Source organism: Cupriavidus gilardii (assembly GCF_013347325.1).
GTDB lineage: Bacteria > Pseudomonadota > Gammaproteobacteria > Burkholderiales > Burkholderiaceae > Cupriavidus > Cupriavidus gilardii.
The window spans coordinates 1,195,899-1,213,476 of sequence record NZ_CP054624.1 but is presented as its reverse complement, the minus strand read 5'-3'; the positions used below and the strand labels follow the sequence as shown (position 1 = coordinate 1,213,476).

14 protein-coding genes and 1 pseudogene are annotated in these 17,578 nt (G+C 67.2%); 6 read left to right on the top strand and 9 right to left on the bottom strand.

The genetic code is table 11. The annotated features are described in order from the left end of the window. The first annotated feature begins 106 nt into the window (after positions 1 to 106). A pseudogene (locus tag FOB47_RS05665) lies at positions 107 to 1,012 on the top strand (LysR family transcriptional regulator). 57 nt (positions 1,013 to 1,069) lie between these two features. On the opposite strand, the gene sorB reads toward FOB47_RS05665, so the two are convergent. Next, positions 1,070 to 1,423 carry a SorB family sulfite dehydrogenase c-type cytochrome subunit gene (gene sorB / locus FOB47_RS05660; protein ID WP_174780241.1) on the bottom strand — a complete coding sequence of 118 codons (354 nt, stop codon included), beginning with the start codon at positions 1,421 to 1,423 and terminating at the stop codon, positions 1,070 to 1,072. Between the two features lie 7 nt (positions 1,424 to 1,430). Next, positions 1,431 to 2,678, bottom strand: a complete 1,248-nt coding sequence (sorA, locus tag FOB47_RS05655; protein ID WP_174780240.1) for a SorA family sulfite dehydrogenase catalytic subunit — start codon at positions 2,676 to 2,678, stop codon at positions 1,431 to 1,433. 227 nt (positions 2,679 to 2,905) lie between these two features. On the opposite strand from sorA, the gene FOB47_RS05650 reads away from it, so the two are divergent. Both FOB47_RS05650 and FOB47_RS05645 read left to right on the top strand, forming a co-directional pair. After that, a complete protein-coding gene (locus FOB47_RS05650) occupies positions 2,906 to 3,382 on the top strand; it encodes a MarR family winged helix-turn-helix transcriptional regulator (RefSeq protein WP_174780239.1) in 477 nt (158 codons plus the stop codon). A gap of 58 nt (positions 3,383 to 3,440) precedes the next feature. After that, on the top strand, positions 3,441 to 4,592 hold the full coding sequence (locus FOB47_RS05645) for a multidrug effflux MFS transporter (RefSeq protein WP_174780238.1): 1,152 nt from the start codon (positions 3,441 to 3,443) through the stop codon (positions 4,590 to 4,592). Positions 4,593 to 4,597: 5 nt separating this feature from the next. Here FOB47_RS05645 and FOB47_RS05640 read toward each other — a convergent pair whose 3' ends face one another. The 4 genes from FOB47_RS05640 to FOB47_RS05625 all read right to left on the bottom strand — a co-directional run bounded on the left by FOB47_RS05640 (position 4,598) and on the right by FOB47_RS05625 (position 11,657). Beyond that, positions 4,598 to 5,524, bottom strand: coding sequence for a tripartite tricarboxylate transporter substrate binding protein (locus tag FOB47_RS05640; RefSeq protein WP_244959159.1), 927 nt, complete (start codon positions 5,522 to 5,524; stop codon positions 4,598 to 4,600). 240 nt (positions 5,525 to 5,764) lie between these two features. Further along, positions 5,765 to 7,264: an efflux transporter outer membrane subunit gene (locus tag FOB47_RS05635; RefSeq protein WP_217488889.1), complete on the bottom strand. Its 1,500-nt coding sequence runs from the start codon at positions 7,262 to 7,264 to the stop codon at positions 5,765 to 5,767. After that, positions 7,261 to 10,428, bottom strand: a complete 3,168-nt coding sequence (locus FOB47_RS05630; RefSeq protein WP_043439587.1) for an efflux RND transporter permease subunit — start codon at positions 10,426 to 10,428, stop codon at positions 7,261 to 7,263. The genes FOB47_RS05635 and FOB47_RS05630 overlap by 4 nt, the downstream gene beginning before the upstream one ends. 35 nt (positions 10,429 to 10,463) lie before the next feature. Then, positions 10,464 to 11,657 (bottom strand): efflux RND transporter periplasmic adaptor subunit, encoded by a 1,194-nt coding sequence (locus FOB47_RS05625; protein ID WP_064575271.1) that lies wholly within the window; start codon positions 11,655 to 11,657, stop codon positions 10,464 to 10,466. 184 nt (positions 11,658 to 11,841) lie between these two features. On the opposite strand from FOB47_RS05625, the gene FOB47_RS05620 reads away from it, so the two are divergent. Continuing rightward, entirely contained in the window at positions 11,842 to 12,414 is a 573-nt protein-coding gene (locus FOB47_RS05620; RefSeq protein WP_174780236.1) for a TetR/AcrR family transcriptional regulator, read from the top strand. A gap of 27 nt (positions 12,415 to 12,441) precedes the next feature. On the opposite strand, the gene FOB47_RS05615 is transcribed toward FOB47_RS05620, so the two are convergent. Together FOB47_RS05615 and FOB47_RS05610 are read right to left on the bottom strand one after the other, a co-directional pair. Next, entirely contained in the window at positions 12,442 to 12,960 is a 519-nt protein-coding gene (locus tag FOB47_RS05615) for a DUF2938 domain-containing protein (RefSeq protein WP_174780235.1), read from the bottom strand. Beyond that, entirely contained in the window at positions 12,953 to 13,822 is an 870-nt protein-coding gene (locus tag FOB47_RS05610) for a class I SAM-dependent methyltransferase (protein WP_174780898.1), read from the bottom strand. The genes FOB47_RS05615 and FOB47_RS05610 overlap by 8 nt, the downstream gene beginning before the upstream one ends. A gap of 55 nt (positions 13,823 to 13,877) precedes the next feature. Here FOB47_RS05610 and FOB47_RS05605 point away from each other — a divergent pair, with 55 nt between their 5' ends. Next, on the top strand, positions 13,878 to 14,414 hold the full coding sequence (locus FOB47_RS05605; RefSeq protein WP_244959158.1) for a helix-turn-helix domain-containing protein: 537 nt from the start codon (positions 13,878 to 13,880) through the stop codon (positions 14,412 to 14,414). A gap of 6 nt (positions 14,415 to 14,420) precedes the next feature. Here the strand turns inward: FOB47_RS05605 and FOB47_RS05600 are convergent, their stop codons facing one another. Further along, positions 14,421 to 16,163: an ATP-binding cassette domain-containing protein gene (locus FOB47_RS05600; RefSeq protein ID WP_174780234.1), complete on the bottom strand. Its 1,743-nt coding sequence runs from the start codon at positions 16,161 to 16,163 to the stop codon at positions 14,421 to 14,423. A 243-nt stretch (positions 16,164 to 16,406) separates the two neighbouring features. Between FOB47_RS05600 and FOB47_RS05595 the strand changes: the two genes are divergently transcribed. Further along, complete coding sequence (locus FOB47_RS05595) at positions 16,407 to 17,540, top strand: alkene reductase (RefSeq protein ID WP_174780233.1); 1,134 nt, start codon at positions 16,407 to 16,409, stop codon at positions 17,538 to 17,540. The last annotated feature ends 38 nt before the right edge of the window (positions 17,541 to 17,578 follow it).

Genomic DNA, 17,578 nt, shown 5'->3' with positions numbered 1-17,578 from the left:
CCTGCTCGCGCCCGGTTCCATCGGCGCATGAGCGGGCCGTTTTCTTGCGCCCCGGCTCCCGGTACGACGGCCGATGCCGTAGCATGGCGGCAACGGAAGAAATCGTATGGACCGATTGGATCAATACCGCGTCTTTGTCCGCGTGGCGGAAATGGGCAGCTTCATCAAGGCCGCGCATGCGCTGGATCTGCCGCGTACCACGGTGTCGGCGGCCATCCAGCAGCTGGAACAGGGCATTGGCGTCCGCCTTCTGCACCGGACCACGCGGCAGGTGCAATTGACCGCCGACGGCATGCTGCTGCTCGATCGCGTTCGCCCGCTTCTTGACGAGGCCGACGACATCGGCCAGATGTTTCGCGCCAGCCAGCGCGCCGTCTCGGGACGGCTGCATGTAGACATGCCGAGCCGCATCGCACGGCGTCTGGTTGCGCCGGCGTTGCGCAACCTGTTGCGGCGCTATCCCAGGCTTCAATTGGTCATGGGGTCGACCGACCGCGCGATCGACCTGGTACGTGAAGGCGTCGATTGCGCGATCCGGGTCGGGACGCTGCAGGACAGCAGCCTGGTGGCGCATCGGCTCGGCATGCTGACCCTGATCAACTGCGCCAGCGCGGACTATCTGCACGAATAAGGCATGCCGGCGCATCCCGGCGATCTTTCGCAAGGCCACTGGGCGGTGGGCTATGCCTCGCCGACCACCGGACGCGAGTTGCCATGGGAATACATGTCGCACGGCACGCTGCATCATGCGACGATTCCGAGCCGCCTCGTCGTCAACAATGCCGAAAGCTATATCGCCTGCTGCACCGCCGGAATTGGCCTGATCCAGATCCCGCGTTTCGACGTACAGCACCTGCTGGACCGAGGCAGGCTCGTGGAAGTCATGCCCGAATTCCGCCCGCCTCCGATGCCGATTTCGCTGATCTATCCGCATCGCGGCCATCGATCGCGCCGCGTCGGCGCGTTTATCGAGTGGTTCGAGGAATTGATCCATCCGCATCTCCAGGCCTGATACCGGAGAAGCGCCACGATCGCGCCGCGAACCACCTGCACCCGCACCTGCATCGCCTCACTTTTTCACGGTCGAGGAAACGCCCTCCCCTTTTTCGGCCCCATAGGTCTTGACGAGGTAATCGACAATCGCCGGTATGTCCTCGTCTTTCAGCGGGGCGCCGAACGGCTTCTTCATCTTCTTGACGGTGGCTTCCCAGTAGGTCCGCGACGAAGTCACGGGCTGCGTCGAGACATATTGCGCGGAGTGGCAGGTCATGCAATTTTGCAGCGCAAGCGCGTATCCCGGCAGGGTACTGGGCTGGTACATCGCCGTTTCCTGAGGGAGCTTGACCTCGAGCGCTGTCACACTCGATGTTGCTGCGAAGGCAATGAGCGCAGCAACGATGGAAGGCAATGTCGTTCTTTTCATGGCGCCCTCACCTGACGATGACGCGCGTGGATTCCACCACGTTGCGCATATATCCAGCGGGATTCCAGTTTGCCGTCAGAGGCTGCATCTCGCCGGACCGGCTTTTTGCCCGAACCCGCAGGTCATAGGTGCCCTTCCTGTCCGGACGGAACGCAATGGTCCACTCCCGGAACGAATACCGGCCCAGGTCCTTGCCAAGCGACGCCGCACGCCAGCTGGCGCCGCCATCGTCGGAAAATGCGACGTCCTGGATGCCGTGCCCGCCGTCGAACGCAATGCCCTTGACGATGACGTCCCGGCCTATCGGGACGACACTGTCCTGCATATGGCTCGTAATGAAGGAGCGCACATTGAAGCGGCCGATCGGAACGGTGCTAGTGGGCGCGGTCCCCGGCGAGACGCAAGCGCAGTCATTGGCTGGAATCCGGTAGGCGGCGTTCATCCAGAATCCGTCGAACGGCTTATCCAGTACCTGGATGTGGGACAGATGCTTGACCCAATACGTACCGTAGTGCCCAGGCACGACGAGGCGCAACGGGTAGCCGTTCAGCATGGGCAGGTCCTTGCCGCTCATCGCCCAGGCCAGCATGACTTCGCCATCCATCGCGTGATCGACGGTCAGCGCCTTGACGAAGTCGGGTCCTGTTTCCAACGGAGGGCGGTCCAGTCCATCGAAACTGACCTGTACCGCGCCGGGCTTGATGCCTGCCTTTTCCAGCAGCGCCCGCAGCGGAATACCGGTCCAGCGGGCATTGCCCATCGCGCCATTGCCAAGCTGACCGCCATTGACGCGTGGATCGGAGAATCCCCGGCTATTTCCCGAGCATTGGTTGACGGCGACCAATTCGACGGGATCGGCAATCTTGCGCAATTCCCGCAGCGACAGCTCCATCGCGTTGCCGACATGGCCGTCGATCTTCAGGCGATAGCTGGCGGGATCGATATCCGTGGGAATGCCGCTCCAGTGATAGCGCACGAAGAATGCGTCATTGGGAGTGATCACGCCTTCGCGAAACACTTCAAACGGTGTTTCCAGCTGCGGTGGCCGGCTTGTCAGCAGAATCAGCGGGCGCTTCTGCGGAAATGCGATCAGCTGGCGGTGGCCGTTGTCGAACGGCATTTCCCTGGTCCGCGTCGCTCCGAACACGCTCGGTGCCACCAGGCCGAGCGTTCCCTGAACCGCTAGCGCCGCACCGCTTTTGATGACGGTGCGGCGGCTTGGATCGGTAACGCTGCGCTTATGCTGGTCCCCCATTCAAGTCTCCTCGTCTTTCGAATATTGAATGGCGAGCAGCGTAAAAGATCGGGGGATACAAGTAAAACCGGTAATTTTGGTATCGCTTACCGGGAAATCAAATGCCTTTCGCCGTTCCCTGAAGCCTTATCGCCTATCGAAACGCCGCTCACGGCCTCTTGAGCCTCAAGGTCTGGCCCATAGCGCTTGGTTGACATGCAAACCATCTACCCGGCAAAATAGTTTGCATGCCACCCATTCCGCCGTCCCACCCCCCCGATCTCTCCGCCGTCGAACAATCCCCCGCGCGTCTCGGCCGTCTGGTCGGCGCCGTTTATCGCCGCTGGCGAAAAGCCGTCGACCAGAGCTTTCGCGAGCTGGGGCTGACCGATGCTTCGCGTGCGCCGCTGGTCGCGCTCTATGAATCGTCGGCGCCGAGCATGCGCCAGGGCGAGCTCGCCGAATACCTGGCGCTCGACAAGTCGTCGTTGGTCAGGGTGTTGTCGCAGTTGCGCGAGATGGGTCTGGTCGAATGGGAGGCGGACGAGTCCGACCGGCGCGCCAAGAGCATTCGCCTGACGACGAAAGGCCGGGCAATGGCCAAACGCATGCTGGGCAAGAGTCTGGAAATCGAAGCGCAGATCCTGCAGGCGCTGTCGCCCGAAGAATTGCACACGACCCGTGCCGCCCTCGAGAAAATCGCACGCCGCCTGACCGAAGTCTGAAGCGGCCCCGATCATGCAGTCCTCACAACAAGCGATTCCCCCTTCCGTCCGTGCCCCGATGTGGTTGCTGGTGTTGGTGACGCTCAGCGGCACCATGGCCATGCATATCTTCGTGCCGGCGCTGCCGCTCGCCGGCGCCGACCTGCACGCCAGCACCGCGGGCATGCAGCAGACCATCACGTACTACGTATTGGGACTGGCCTTTGGCCAACTGATCTATGGGCCGGTCTCGGACACGATCGGGCGGCGGCCCACGCTGCTGATCGGGCTGGCTCTATACCTGTGCGCCAGCATCCTGGCCCTGTTCGCAACGTCGCTGACCTGGCTGCTGTTCGCGCGGATGGCGCAGGCGCTCGGCGGCGCTGCGGGCATCACGCTGGGCCGATCGATCGTGCGCGACACCGCCGCGCCTGACCGTGTGACCAGCGAACTGGCGCTGCTGAACCTGCTGACGCTGGTAGGCCCGGGCCTGTCGCCGGTCGTGGGATCGTTTCTCGCGGACCAGTTCGGCTGGCGTGCGATCTATGTATTCCTGGTCGCCATTGCCGGGGTGATGGTGTACTGCGCCTGGCGGCTGCTGCCCGAGACGAATCCGGAGCGCCGATCGCTGCAGGTGTTCACGATCGCGCGAGACTACGGCCGCCTGCTGCGCAATCGGCGCTATCTGGGCTTCATGGTGGGCGGGTCCTGTTCGACCACCGCGCTCTACCCGTATCTGGCGACCTCGCCGTACATCGTCCATGACCAGCTGGGTCTGCCGGTCTGGCAGATCGGCTGGTTTGCCACGGTCACGATCGTCGGCGCCAGTGTGGGAACGATGATCACCAAGCGCCTGGCGGGCCAGCTCAGGCCGGAGGTCTTCCTGAATGCCGGCGCGGGGCTGAGCCTGTCGATGGCATCGGCGTTGCTGCTGGTGCAGCTTGGCGGCTGGCTCACCGCCCCGCTGCTGATCGCCATCACCTTCATGCTCACGGTCGGCGCGGGACTGGCCAGCCCCGCGGCATTGTCGCGTTCGATCTCGGCGGTGCCCGGACTGACCGGCGCGGCCGCCGGCCTCTACGGCTGCGGGCAAATGGCGATCGGCGCGTTGGGCACCAGGCTGGTCGGATTCGGTTCGACGCCGGCGACGGCCTGCGCCATCGTGCAGATCGCGATCACCGGCGCGGCGCTGTGCGCATACCGCGCCGCCGCGCGCGCCGATACTGACTGACGGTCTTACTCCGCCGTGATCTTCATCGTCTTGACGTCCCGCTCCCAGCGCACCAGCTCGTCGTTGATGCGGGCGCGGAATGCCGCCGGCGTGCTGCTCTCCGGTTCGACGCCCTGCTGCGCCAGCGCGGCGACCACGTCGGGCTTGGCCAGTGCCTTGGCTGTTTCTCGCGCCAATTGCTCGACGATCGCCGGATCGGTGCCGCCGGTGGTGAACAGCCCGTACCAGCTGGAGAAGTCGTAGCCCGGCACGCCGGCTTCGGCCATGGTCGGCACATTGGGCAGCGACGGGATGCGCTTCTTCGTGGTGACCGCCAGGATCTTCGCCTTGCCGGTCTTCAGCGCCGCCATCGCCACCGGGACCGAGCCGAACACCATGTCGACGTTGCCGGCGTACAGGTCGTTCATCGCGGGGCCGTTGCCCTTGTAGGGGATGTGCAGCAGGTCGATGCCGCCCAGCTTTTCCATCAGCGCACCGGAGACATGCAGCGTGGTGCCATTGCCCGACGAGCCGTAGGTATAGGCGCCGGGCTTCTGCTTCGCGCCGGCCAGCAGTTCCTTGACGTTGTTGAACGGCAGACCGGTCCTGACCATCAGCACATTGGCCGCCTCGGCAACCAGCGACACCGGAGCCAGGCCGGTGCGCGGATCGTAGGGCATCTTGCGGGTCAGTGCCGGCATAATGGTCTGCGCGCCGGCGCTGCCGAGCAGCAGCGTGTAGCCGTCGGGCGTCGCCTTGGCGACCATGTCGGCGCCGATCAGGCCGCCGGCGCCGCCGCGGTTTTCGACCACGACCGACTGGCCCATGCTCTGCTGCAGTTCCTTGGCCAGGATGCGGGCGATGGTGTCGTTCGCCCCGCCCGCCGCGAAGGCAACCACCATGCGGATCGGCTTGGATGGGTACTTGTCCGCGGCGACTGTCAGCGAAGGCATCGCGCACAACGCGGCCACGGCGAGCAAGGTACGGCGGCGAACAGGGTTGCAAACGGGGTTGCGAACGGTGTTGCGAACGGCGGGCATGGCAGGCTTCTCCTCTTATGGTCGCCCGATGTTACTGGCCCGCTCAAATAAAGAAAATTAAGACTTTATTTGCCGTCTCCCAAGAAAAACTTAAGGCCAATGCCCGCCCCAAAACGGATCCCCAAGGTGTTACCCAAGGGGGCATCCGAAGCACTATGTCGGGGAACGTTGCCCCACTGTGGACGCGTCGGCCTCCTGCGTCCGCCCGCTTGACCAGCCGCCGCCGAGGGCCCTGAACAGGGCGGCCAGCGCGCTTTGCCGTTGCGCGGCCACGTCGATCAGCGCCGTTTGCGCGGCATAGTGGCTGCGCTGTGCCTCCAGATAGCGCAGATGATCGTCGACCCCGGCGCGGTAGCGCGCCTCGGACAGGCGCAACGTCTGCTCGCTGGTCTGCGCAACGGCGCGGCGGGCCACTTCTTCGCGGCGCAGCGTGTCGGTCGCCGCCAGCGCGTCCGAGACTTCACGGAACGCGGTCTGGATCGTCTTCTCGTAGTTGGCCACCGCGATGTCCTTGCGCACATGGGAAAGATCGAGGTTCGCGAGATTGCGGCCCCCCGAGAAGATCGGCAGCGTCAGTTGCGGGGCGAACGACCATACCGTCTGGCCCGCGCCGAACAGGTTGGACAACTCGCCGCTGGCGCTGCCGAACATGCCGGTCAGCGTAATGCGCGGAAAGAACGCCGCGCGTGCCGCGCCGATGTCGGCATGGCGTCCGCGCAGCCGCTGTTCCGCGGCGAGGATGTCCGGCCGGTGAATCAGCAGCTCGGACGGCGTGCCGGGCGCCAGTGTCTGCACCAGCAGCACGTCGTCGCGCGGCGCCTGCGGCAATTGCGCGGCGATGTCCGGCACGCCGACCAGCAGCGCGAGCGCATTGGTTGCCTGGCGAAACTCGCGGTCGGTCCGTTCGAGGTCGGCGCGCGCCTGGTCGGTCAGCCCGCTCGCCTCGTAGAAATCGAGCGCGGTGGCCGTGCCGGCCTGGCGGCGCTGGGCAATCAGCCGCAGCGACGCTTCGCGCGTCTGCAGCGTCTGCGTGGTCAGCAGATGGCGCCGCTGGGCGCTGTCCCGCGCCAGATACGCCTGGATGACCTCGGCGACCAGGCTGATCCGCGCGCTGCGTGCGGCCTCCTCGGTCGCGAAGTATTCCCGCAGCGCGGCTTCGGACAGGTCGCGCACGCGGCCGAACAGGTCGAGCTCGAACGCCGGCACCGCGATGCCGGCCTGCACGGTCTGCTGGACAGAACCCATGCCCGGCTGGCGCAGGTCCTCGGCCACGCGTTGCCGCGTGCCGCCCGCCTCCGCCTGCAGCCCCGGCACACGGTCGGCACGTTGCACGCGATACATCGCGCGCGCCGCCTCGATGTTCAGCACCGCCTGCCGCAGGTCGCGATTGTTCTCGAGCGCCAGCGCGACCAGCTCGCGCAACTTGTCGTCGACGATGAAGCTGTCCCATTGCAGCACGGCGGCCGATGAGGGCGCGGCCTGTGCTTCGCCGGACGCCATCCCGGCCATCTGCGTCATCTGGCCGGACGTCCATTGCGTGGGCACTGGCGCCGCCGGCCGCTCATAGACCGGCGCCAGCGAACAACCGGTCAGGACAGCGGTGACGCTCAACGGCAGGCACGGCAACGTCGTGCGGTATCGAATCGATTTCATTGCGCGCCCTCCGTCGTCGTGGTTGCAGTCGGCGTCGTGGTTCGTGCGTTGTCCCCTGCATTGTCCCGATACCGCTTGAAGCGCGACAGCACCCAGACAAAGAACACCGGGGCAAACACCACACCCAGCGTGGTCGCGGTCAGCATGCCGCCGATCACGCCGGTACCGATGGCGCGCTGGCTGGCCGCGCCGGCGCCGGTCGCAATGGCCAGCGGCACGACGCCCAGAATGAAGGCCATCGACGTCATCACGATCGGGCGGAACCGCAGCCGCGACGCCTCCAGCGCGGCGTCGATCAGCGGCATGCCCTGCTCGCGCAGCGACTTGGCGAATTCCACGATCAGGATCGCGTTCTTGGCCGCCAGACCGATGATCGTGATCAGCCCCACCTTGAAATAGACGTCGTTCGGCATGCCAAGGGCATTGACCGCCAGCACCGATCCCAGCGCACCGATCGGCACGATCAGCATCACCGAGGCGGCAATCGCCCAGCTCTCGTACAGCGCGACCAGCAGCAGGAACACCACCAGGAAGGACAACCCGAGCAGCAGCGGCGCCTGCGCGCCGGCCTGCCGTTCCTGGTACGACAGCCCGGTCCATTCGTAGCCGATGCCTGCCGGCAGCCTGGCGGCGATCCGTTCGATCTCGGCCATGGCCTCGCCGGTACTGAAACCGGGCGCGGCGTCGCCCATGATCTTGATCGTCGGATAGCCGTTGTAGCGCGACACCTGCACCGGGCCGATCTCCCACTCCGGCGTGGCGAACGCGCTCAGCGGCACCTGTTCGCCGCGCACGTTCGGCACGTTCAGCGACAGCAGCGCTTCGGGCGTCATGCGGTCGCGCACGTCGGCCTGCACGACGACCCGCTGCAGCCGCCCGACGTTGGCGAAGTCGGCCACCGTCGCGGAACCATAGGCGCTGGAAATCGCGGTGTTGATCGCCTCGAAGCCGACGCCCAGCGCCTCGGCCTTGTCGCGATCGATATCGAGGCGAAGCTGCGGCGCGTCCTCCAGACCTTCCATCATCGCGTACGCCAGCACCGGCGACGCGCTGGCCTCCTTCAGCAGCGTATCGCGCGCCGCCACCAGCGCGGCGCGTCCCAGGCCGCCGCGATCCTGCAGGCGCAGCGCGAAGCCGCTGGCATTGCCCAGCCCTTCGATCGGCGGCGGATCGACCGCCATCACGCGCGCCTCCTTCAGCCCCGCAAACTGCGCGTTGAAGGCGGCCACCTCGTCGCTGGCATGCTGGCCGCTGCCCCGCTCCGACCAGTCGGTCAGCGTCGGAAAGCCCAGCGCCGCGTTCTGGCCGCTGCCCGAGAAGCTGAAGCCCAGCACCATCGTGGTCGACTCCATCGCCTTGCGGCCGAGCAGCCAGCTCTCCAGTTCCTTGACCACGGCCTCGGTGCGTTGGTTGGTCGCGCCCGGGGGCAGTTGCACGTCGACCACGAAGTAGCCCTGATCCTCGATGGGCACGAACGATTCCGGCAGCCGCGTGTACAGCAGCGCCAGCAGCGCCACCACCATGCCGTAGACGATCATGCAGCGGCCGGCGCGGCGCAGCAGCTTCGAGTTCAGCGCGGTGAAACGCTCGGTCAGCCGGCTGAACCGGCGGTTGAACCAGCCGAAGAAGCCGCGCTTCTCTTCATGATGGCCTTGCGCAATCGGCTTGAGCAGCGTCGCGCAAAGCGCGGGCGTCAAGGTCAGCGCGAGAAAGCCCGAGAACAGGATCGACACGGCCAGCGACAGCGAGAACTGCCGGTAGATCACGCCGACCGATCCCGACATGAAGGCCAGCGGGAAGAACACCGCCGCCAGCACCAGCGTGATGCCGATGATGGCGCCCGACACCTGGCTCATCGCCTTGGCGGTCGCCTCGACAGGCCCAAGCCCTTCCTCGGCCATGATGCGCTCGACGTTCTCGACCACGACGATGGCGTCGTCGACCAGGATGCCGATTGCCAGCACCATGCCGAACATCGTCATCATGTTGACGGAGAAGCCGATCGCATACATCACCGCCAGCGTGCCGGCCAGGCAGACCGGCACGACGATGGTCGGAATCAGCGTGTAGCGCAGGTTCTGCAGGAACAGCAGCATCACCAGGAACACCAGCACCACCGCTTCGACCAGCGTATGGATGACCTTCTCGATCGCGACCTCGACGAAGCGCGAGGTATCGTAGGGAACCGAGTATTCGATGTCGTCGGGGAAGGATCTGGACAACTCCTCGAGCTTGGCGCGGACCGCACGGGCGGTCTCCAGCGCGTTCGCGCCCGGGCGCAGTTGCACCGCGGCGCCGACCGCGCGCTTGCCGCTGGTCAGCATGTCGAAGTTGTAGTCCTGCAGGCCGACCTCGAGCCGCGCGACGTCGGCGAGCGTCACCTTCGAGCCGTCGGGATTGGCGCGCAGCACGATCGCGCCGAATTCCTCGGTGGTCGTCAGCATGCCCTTGACGGCGATGGTCGCGCTGAGCTCCTGGTCCGCGCTGCCCGGCGGGCTGCCGAAGCTGCCGGCGGGCACCTGCACGTTCTGCGCGGCGATCGCCTCGTTGACATCGGCGACCGACAGGCCGAAGCCGAGCAGCTTCTGCGGGTCGATCCACACGCGCATCGCGGCCTCGGCGCCGAAGAACTGCACCTTGCCGACGCCCGGCACGCGGCGGATCTCGTTGTTGATCCGGCGCGCCGCGTAGTCGGCCAGCGTGACCATGTCCTTGCCGGCGTCGTCGCCCTTGAAGTTGATCGAGTAGACCAGCAGGAAGCCCGCGCTGACCTGCTCGGTACGCAGGCCCTGGCGGGTGACCGCGGCCGGCAGGCGTGCCTCGGCCTGCTTGATCCGGTTCTGCACGTCGACCTGCGCCAGATCGGGATCGACGCCCGGCGCGAACGTCACGGTGATTTCCGCGATGCCGGCCGAGCTGCTCGACGAGTCGTAGTACAGCATCCCCTTGGCGCCGTTCAGTTCCTCCTCGATGACGCTGGTCACCGAATCGACCAGCGTGGTCGCGGACGCGCCCGGGTAGACCGCCGAGATGGCGATCTGCGGCGGCGCGACGGTGGGATATTGCGACACCGGCAACGACGGCATCGCGAGCAGGCCCGCCAGCACGATGAAGATCGCCAGCACCCAGGCAAAGTTGGGGCGATGAATGAAGAATCTTGGCAGCATGATGTCTGTTCAGTGGCGCGGCGCCTGCGCGCCTAGCCTCGTTCCGCCGCAGGAGGGTTCGAGGGGCCGGACTGTCCGGCTTCCCCGGCCTGCCTGGCTGGCGCCGCGGGGGCGATGGTGACCTTCTGTCCGGGACTGGCTTCGCCGCCGACCACGATGCGGTCGCCCGGCTTCACGCCCTCGAGGATCTGCCACTCGGCGCCCTGCATCGGGCCGGTGCGGACCTGGCGGGTCTCCGCCACGTCGCCCTTGCCGACGACCAGCAACTGGGCCTTGCCGTCGGGACTGCGGCGCACCGCCCGCTGCGGCACCAGCATCGCGGCGGGATCGACCGCGTGCGTGACATGCACGCGTACGTACATGCCCGGCAGCAGCAGGCTGTCGGCATTGGGCAACTGGCCGCGCAGCGATACCTGTCCGGTGCCGCGCTCGACCGAGATGTCCGAGAACAGCAGCCGCCCTTCGCGCTTCTTGTCGGTGCCTTCGATGGTCACGACGATCGGCACGCCGCCTTCCGGCTCCCGCTGCAGCCGGCCCTGCTCCAGCGCCTCACGCATGCGCAGCACATCGGCGACCGGCTGCTTGAAGTCGACGTAGACCGGGTCGAGCTGCTGGATGGTCGCCATCGGCGTCGCCTCGCCTTGCCCGACCAGCGCGCCTTCGGTGACCAGCGCGCGGCCGATCCGGCCGGAAATCGGCGCCCGCACCGTTGCGTACTCCAGATTGAGCCGCGCGGTTTTGACTTCGGCGGCCGCGCTGCGGCGGGCGGCCTGCGCGCTCTTGAGCGTGGCTTGCGCCGCATCGAAATCCTGCCGGCTGACCGCCTCGATCTCGACCAGCGGCGCATAGCGGCGCACCACGGCGTCGGCGTCGGCCAGTACCGCCTCGGCGCGCGCCAACTCGCCTTCGGCGCGCGACAGCGCCGCCTGCAACGGGGCCGGATCGATCTGGAACAGCGGATCGCCGGCCTTGACGTCGCTGCCTTCCTTGAAGTTGCGCTTGAGCACGATGCCGGCGACCCGTGCCCGCACCTCGGCGACACGAACCGGCTCGATGCGGCCCGGCAGCTCGCTGCTGACGGCCATCGGCCGCGGCTGCACCGTCAGCACATCGACCGAGGGCGCCGCCGGGGCGGCCGCCTGTTCCGCATTGCCGCATGCCGCCGTGACGATGACCGCCGCGGCTACCGCCAGCGTGCGCCATCCCCGCGTTGGGAAGTGATTCATGTCTACCTTCTTCAGTGTTCGGCAAAGGAGCGCATGCTACGCTCATTCATCATATGAATCAATAAAGATTCATATGGTATGGGAGTTGCCTGTTTTGCCGGATAATCCGGGACCGACGCGCTGCGTCCCCGCAAACGCCACAGAAAGTGCTTCTTGAGATACAAAGAATGGATTTCACCTTGTCATGACCGCCGTCCCCGCATCGAACGAAGACAACAGCCGCCTGCTGGCCGCGCTCGCGCTTGCGCTGGTCGACCAGCCGCGCGGCACGCTGCAGGACCTGGCCAAAGCCGTCGGCATCAGCAAGGCCACGCTGTACCGGTTCTGCCGGACACGCGACGAACTGATTTCCCGCCTGATCGACCATGGCGTGCGCGTGCTGGCCGAAGTGGTCCAGTGCGCCGAACTGGACGACCCCTCTCCCCTTGACGCACTACGACGCCTGAATGCGAACATGATCGAGCAACGCGAGGTGGCGGCGTTCCTGATCTATTACTGGCGGGAGGTGGTTTCCGGCGTCTCGTCGGATTGGCAGACCGACTGGGAGGGCAAGCTGGACGCCTTCTTTCTGCGCGGCCAGCAGCAAGGTGTGTTTCGGATCGACATTACCGCGCAGGCACTGACCGAAATCTGGGCATCGGTGCTGATCGGCCTGCTCGACGGGGAGCGGCGCGGGCGGATTGCCCGCGCCGGGCTGGCGGGTCTGGCGGAGCGGGCTTTCCTGCAGGGGGCCGGGGTGGCCGCGACCGCCGGTTGATTGGCGTATGTCAGGACGCGGTCGGCGTCATCCCCCGCAGATGCCCGGCAGCAGCCCGTCGAGCAACAGCATCACGTGGGCCGACGCGTACAGGCCAAGGCCGAATACCGCATGGGTGACGAGGCTGCGCAAGCGGGCGACGCCGGGCTTGGGCGTGCGGCGGGCCGCGATGCCGGCGCCCATGCCGGGCTGCATCAGCAGGAAGGGAAACACCACGCTGGCGAGCCCGACGATCAGCGCGGGGCCGAAGGTCGGACGGCAGGCCCACTGCGGTCCCCAGATGGCCAGCAGCGCCGCCGCGAACAGGATGCCGGTCACGTAGTGCGCAGTCCAGCCGATCCAGCGTTCGGCCGGAATCGCCGGCGCCTGACCGATTGCCTCGTGTCGAAAACGGCCGCGTGGCATATGGCCCAGCCAACGGCCAACCATGCCGTAGTCCAGCGGCTTCATGCCGAGCCCGACCCGTTGAATCTCGGCCCAAAGGTCCATCGTCAGCGTTGCGCCGGCGCCGATGGCGACGGCCAGCAGCGGCAGCTTGTCATGCATGGCCGTGCTCCTCGCGCGAGCCCGCCGTCGCCTCGACCATCCAGCACGCCGAGGTAAACCGGACCTCGCCGCCGTCGACGTAGGGTGCGAAGGCCCGCAGCACCGTCGCGACGACGGTGTCCCGCACGTTGGCATCCAGCGTCCCGAACACTCGCCCCAGCGGCCCCACGCTGGTTACGTATCGCCGCAGTTCGCTCGCGGGAAAGGTGCATGCCAGATCGACCGGACGGATGCCGATACCGGTCCATCCCGCGGCCGCCAGGATCCCGCGAAGCCTGTCTGCATCGGCAAACGCGAATTGCCCGGGCCCGTCGGACGCGCGCGCCGGCAGCGCGGGCAGCAACGGCGCGGCCGCCTTCTCCGCGGTCGTCATGAATCGGTTCTCGTCAGCGCCGCGCCAGGCAATGAAGCGCAGCGCGGCACCGTCGCGCGCGGCGCGGCGCAGATTGGCGAAGGCGGCGACGGGATCGTCGAAGAACATCACACCGATCCGCGAGATCACCGTATCGAAGCTCGCCCGCGGGAACGCGTATCGCTGCGCATCCGCGCAGAGGAAGCGCGCCGTGGCGCCCTCCCGCTTGGCGCGATGCCGGGCCGCTTCGATCATCGGCTCCGACAGGTCGATGCCGGTGCACCGCCCGCGCTCGCCCAGGTCGCGCGCGACGGCCAGCGTGGTGGCGCCGGTGCCGCAGCCGACGTCCAGCACCTCGGTGCCGCCGCTGTCGCGGACGGCCTGCACGAGCAGCGCCTCCATCGGCTCGAACATCCGGTCCAGCACGTGCTGCGCCGTTACCCATCCCTGTCCGGCCGCACCGTTCCATAGTGCAGCCTGTTCGTCGTAAGCCTGCCGTTTTCCGTCCATCGTCGGCTCCTCGCAGTTGCATTGACCGTTGCATCGATCGTTGCATTGATCGTCCATGCGAGCCATCATGGCACTTCAAGTCAACTTGAAGTCAAGGGCTGCCGACATGGACATTGCAGAAGTCGCGCAACGATCTGGCGTTCCCGCCTCCACGCTGCGCTTCTATGAGGAAAAGGGACTGATCGCGTCGGTCGGCAGGCGCGGATTGCGCCGGCTGTTCGAGCCGGCCGTGCTGGATCGGCTGGCGCTGATCGCGCTGGGCCGTGCCGCCGGGTTCTCGCTGGATGAGATTTCGCTGATGTTCGCCAGCGACGGCCGGCCACGGATCGACCGCGCGCGGCTCGCCGCCAAGGCCGACGAGCTGGATCGCACGATCCGCCGGCTGACGGCGATGCGCGATGGGCTGCGGCATGCCGCGGTGTGCCCGGCGCCGAGCCACCTGGAGTGTCCGACGTTCCGGCGCATGCTGCGCGCGGCGGCGGCCGGTGCGCTGGGGAGCAGCACAGCGGAAGGTCCGGCGCGCGGGCGGGCCGCCGCCATGCGAACCGGGATCGCTAAACCCCGGACATCCGGGCGCCGGAACGATGCTTGAATCGATTCAATGCGCCCGCCTGGCCAGCACCTCGTCGCGCGGCCCGGCATCGACGACCTTTCCGCCCTCCATTACGACGATGGAATCGAAGCGCGCCAGCAGGCTCGGCCGATGGACCGAGGCGACGATGCAGGCCGACGGAAAGGCGGCGTGCATGCGGTCGAACACGCGAGCCTCGGCCTGCGGGTCGAGCGCGCTGGTCGGCTCGTCGAGCAGCAGCAGCGAGCTTCCCTGCGCCGCGAGCGCGCCGCGGGCCAGTGCCAGCCGCTGCCGCTGACCGCCGGACAGGTTGCCGCCGCGCTCGTTGATGGCGCTGGCGAGGCCATCGGGAAGGCGGTGCAATACCTCGTCGAATCCGCCCGTATGCACGGCGCCGCCCAGCGCCGACGCATCGACCGGCAGGCCGAAGGTCAGATTCTCCTCGACGCTCGCCTCGAATACCTCGGCCTCCTGCGGAATCAGCGTGGCCAGCGTACGCAGCTCGGTCCAGCCGACCGCCGCGCCGTCGCGCCGCAGTTCGCCGTGCTGCGGTTGATAGAGACCGGCGAGCGTCCGCAGCAGCGTGCTCTTGCCTCCGCCGCTTGGGCCGATCAGGGCCACGCGCGCGCCACGCCGCAGCACCAGGTCGATGCCGTGCAGTCCACCGCGGGAACCGTCGGCATAGTGCACGGTGGCGCCGCGCAATTCCAGCGTCTGCCACGGCGCATCGGGCACCACGGCCGGCACCACGGCGTCCGGATCGCCGGGGGCGTCCCAGATCGGCTCGGCGCTGCCGTAGTCGGTGTGCATCCGCGCGAAGCTCTGGAAGTTCGCGGCCATCGAACCGACGACCGAGGCGGCCTGCTGCGCGTACTGGTAGATCATGAAGACGGTACCCAACGCCACCGCCTGCCCCGGCGAGCGCTCCTGCAGCACGTACATCACCACCAGGATCCAGGTCAGTCCCATGCCGAGCAGGTCCACGGCAAACCATTTGCCTTCGTTGACCATGACCGCACGGCGCAGCGGCGCCATCACGGCCGCCATCCTGCGGCCGAGCAGCCTGCGCGAGGCCGCCTGCAGGCGCAGCCCGATCACCGTGCCGGCGTTGCCGACAAAGTCGAGCAACGCCGCGGCATAGCGGCGCTCGGCATCGTTCTCGGCGCGGGCCAGCTGCATCAGCGTGCGGTCGAAGCGCAGGATGATCAGCGCGATCACCACGTAGCCGGTGACGGCGATCAGGCCGCTGGTGCGCGAGAGCAGCGTCAGCGCGACCAGCGGGCCGACGAAGTTGAAGGCGTTCTGCAGGTAGACGAACTGGTTCTGCGCGAAGTCCGACAGCGCGCGGCTGGACTGCACCACGCGGTGCTGCAACTCGCCGGAATGCCGGCCATCGCGCCAGGCCAGCGGCGCGGCGGCGATGCGCGCATAGAGCTGGTCGCCCAGCCGCTCGCGTACGCGGACGCCGACGTTGCGCTCGAGCACGCGGCCCGGTCCGTGCAGCAGCCACGAAAGCAGATAGACGCCGATCAGATAAAGAATCCAGCGGCCGGCCGTGGCGAGGCTGTCCTGCTGCAGCGCGTTGATCGCCTGGGCGGCCAGCCACGGCATCGTCAGCCGCAGCAGCTGCGCGGCGGCGAGCAGCGCCGTGGCGCCGATCAAATGAAGCCGCACGCCGCTCGCATGACGCCACAGCGCGCGATACAGGTCGCGCGCCGCGCCTGCGAGGCCGATGGCCGGTGGCCGGGAGGTGGAGTTCGACTCCGTCATGCAGTCCTCATCGTCTTGTTCGGTGTCTTCAAGGTCTTCAGATGCGACGCCGCCTGATCGGTGGCCCGGACGAAGGATACCGCCGCGCATTTGCCGAAGCACGCATGACCCTTGACCCCGGCGCAAGAATCATTTGCCGGTCACCGGGTTTTTCCGAACGGACGCGTTGCCCACAATGGCCTCATCGCGGCATAGGCATGGCCCACCGCCACGCCGATCCGCAACCGTAACCGCGAGGAACCCATGCTGTTTACGCCCTACCGCCTTGGCAAGCTGACCACCGAAAACCGTATCGTGATGCCGCCGATGACGCGTTCGCGCGCCGGCGATGGCGGCGTGGCGACCGACCTGATGGCCGAGTACTACCGGCAGCGCGCCTCGGCCGGCCTGATCATTTCCGAAGGCACGCAGATCAGCCAGCAGGGCCAGGGCTACGCGTGGACGCCGGGCATCCACACGCCGGAACAGGTGGCCGGCTGGCGCAAGGTCACCGACGCGGTGCACGCCGCCGGCGGCATCATGTTCGCCCAGCTCTGGCACGTCGGCCGCGTGTCGCACACCTCGCTGCAGCCTGGCAATGCGGCTCCCGTGTCCTCGTCCGCGCTGGTGGCCGAAGGGGTCAAGGTATTCGTCGATGTGGAAGGCAAGGGTCCGGCCGGCGGCGCCGGCGAGATGGTGCAGCACTCCGCGCCGCGCGCGCTGACGGTCCCCGAGATCCACGGCATCGTTGCCGACTACGCGCAAGCTGCGCGAAACGCACTGGAGGCTGGCTTCGACGGCGTCGAGCTGCACGGGGCCAATGGCTACCTGATCAATCAGTTCATCGATTCGCAGGCCAACGCGCGCACCGACGAATACGGCGGCTCGCTGCACAACCGGCTGCGCTTTCTGAAGGAAGTGGCGCAGGCCGTCACCGATGTCGTCGGCAAGGACCGCATCGGCGTGCGCCTGGCCCCGCTGACGACGCTGCAAGGCGCGGTCGACGATACGCCCGAGGCCACCTATCTGGCGGCCGCCCACGCGCTCGGCAAGATCGGCGTCGCGTACATCCACATCGCCGAGGCCGACTGGGAAGACGCGCCTGTGATGCCTGCCGCGTTCAAGGAGGCGCTGCGCGAGGTCTATCCCAGCACGCTGATCTATTCGGGCAACTACGACAAGGCGCGCGCGGAGGAAGCGCTTGCCAGGGGCTGGGCCGACCTGATCGGGTTTGGCCGCAGCTTTATCGGCAATCCCGACCTGCCCTACCGCCTGCGCCACGACCTGCCGCTCAACCCGGGCAATCGGGCCCACTACTTCGGCGGTGGCGCCGCGGGCTATACCGATTACCCGAAATACGCGGTCGGCGCGGTCAGCACGGTCAGCGCGGCCACCTGACCCGGCGGCCCTTCTTCGACTCAGCATGGAAGGCGGGC

Bases quoted from the DNA above. Each gene is read 5' to 3' on its own strand.
- sorB (WP_174780241.1), bottom strand. From the start codon at position 1,423: ATGAAAAGAACGACATTGCCTTCCATCGTTGCTGCGCTCATTGCCTTC.
- sorA (WP_174780240.1), bottom strand. From the start codon at position 2,678: ATGGGGGACCAGCATAAGCGCAGCGTTACCGATCCAAGCCGCCGCACC.
- FOB47_RS05650 (WP_174780239.1), top strand. From the start codon at position 2,906: ATGCCACCCATTCCGCCGTCCCACCCCCCCGATCTCTCCGCCGTCGAA.
- FOB47_RS05645 (WP_174780238.1), top strand. From the start codon at position 3,441: ATGTGGTTGCTGGTGTTGGTGACGCTCAGCGGCACCATGGCCATGCAT.
- FOB47_RS05640 (WP_244959159.1), bottom strand. From the start codon at position 5,524: ATGCCTTCGCTGACAGTCGCCGCGGACAAGTACCCATCCAAGCCGATC.
- FOB47_RS05635 (WP_217488889.1), bottom strand. From the start codon at position 7,264: ATGAAATCGATTCGATACCGCACGACGTTGCCGTGCCTGCCGTTGAGC.
- FOB47_RS05625 (WP_064575271.1), bottom strand. From the start codon at position 11,657: ATGAATCACTTCCCAACGCGGGGATGGCGCACGCTGGCGGTAGCCGCG.
- FOB47_RS05620 (WP_174780236.1), top strand. From the start codon at position 11,842: ATGACCGCCGTCCCCGCATCGAACGAAGACAACAGCCGCCTGCTGGCC.
- FOB47_RS05615 (WP_174780235.1), bottom strand. From the start codon at position 12,960: ATGCATGACAAGCTGCCGCTGCTGGCCGTCGCCATCGGCGCCGGCGCA.
- FOB47_RS05610 (WP_174780898.1), bottom strand. From the start codon at position 13,822: ATGGACGGAAAACGGCAGGCTTACGACGAACAGGCTGCACTATGGAAC.
- FOB47_RS05605 (WP_244959158.1), top strand. From the start codon at position 13,878: ATGCGAGCCATCATGGCACTTCAAGTCAACTTGAAGTCAAGGGCTGCC.
- FOB47_RS05600 (WP_174780234.1), bottom strand. From the start codon at position 16,163: ATGACGGAGTCGAACTCCACCTCCCGGCCACCGGCCATCGGCCTCGCA.
- FOB47_RS05595 (WP_174780233.1), top strand. From the start codon at position 16,407: ATGCTGTTTACGCCCTACCGCCTTGGCAAGCTGACCACCGAAAACCGT.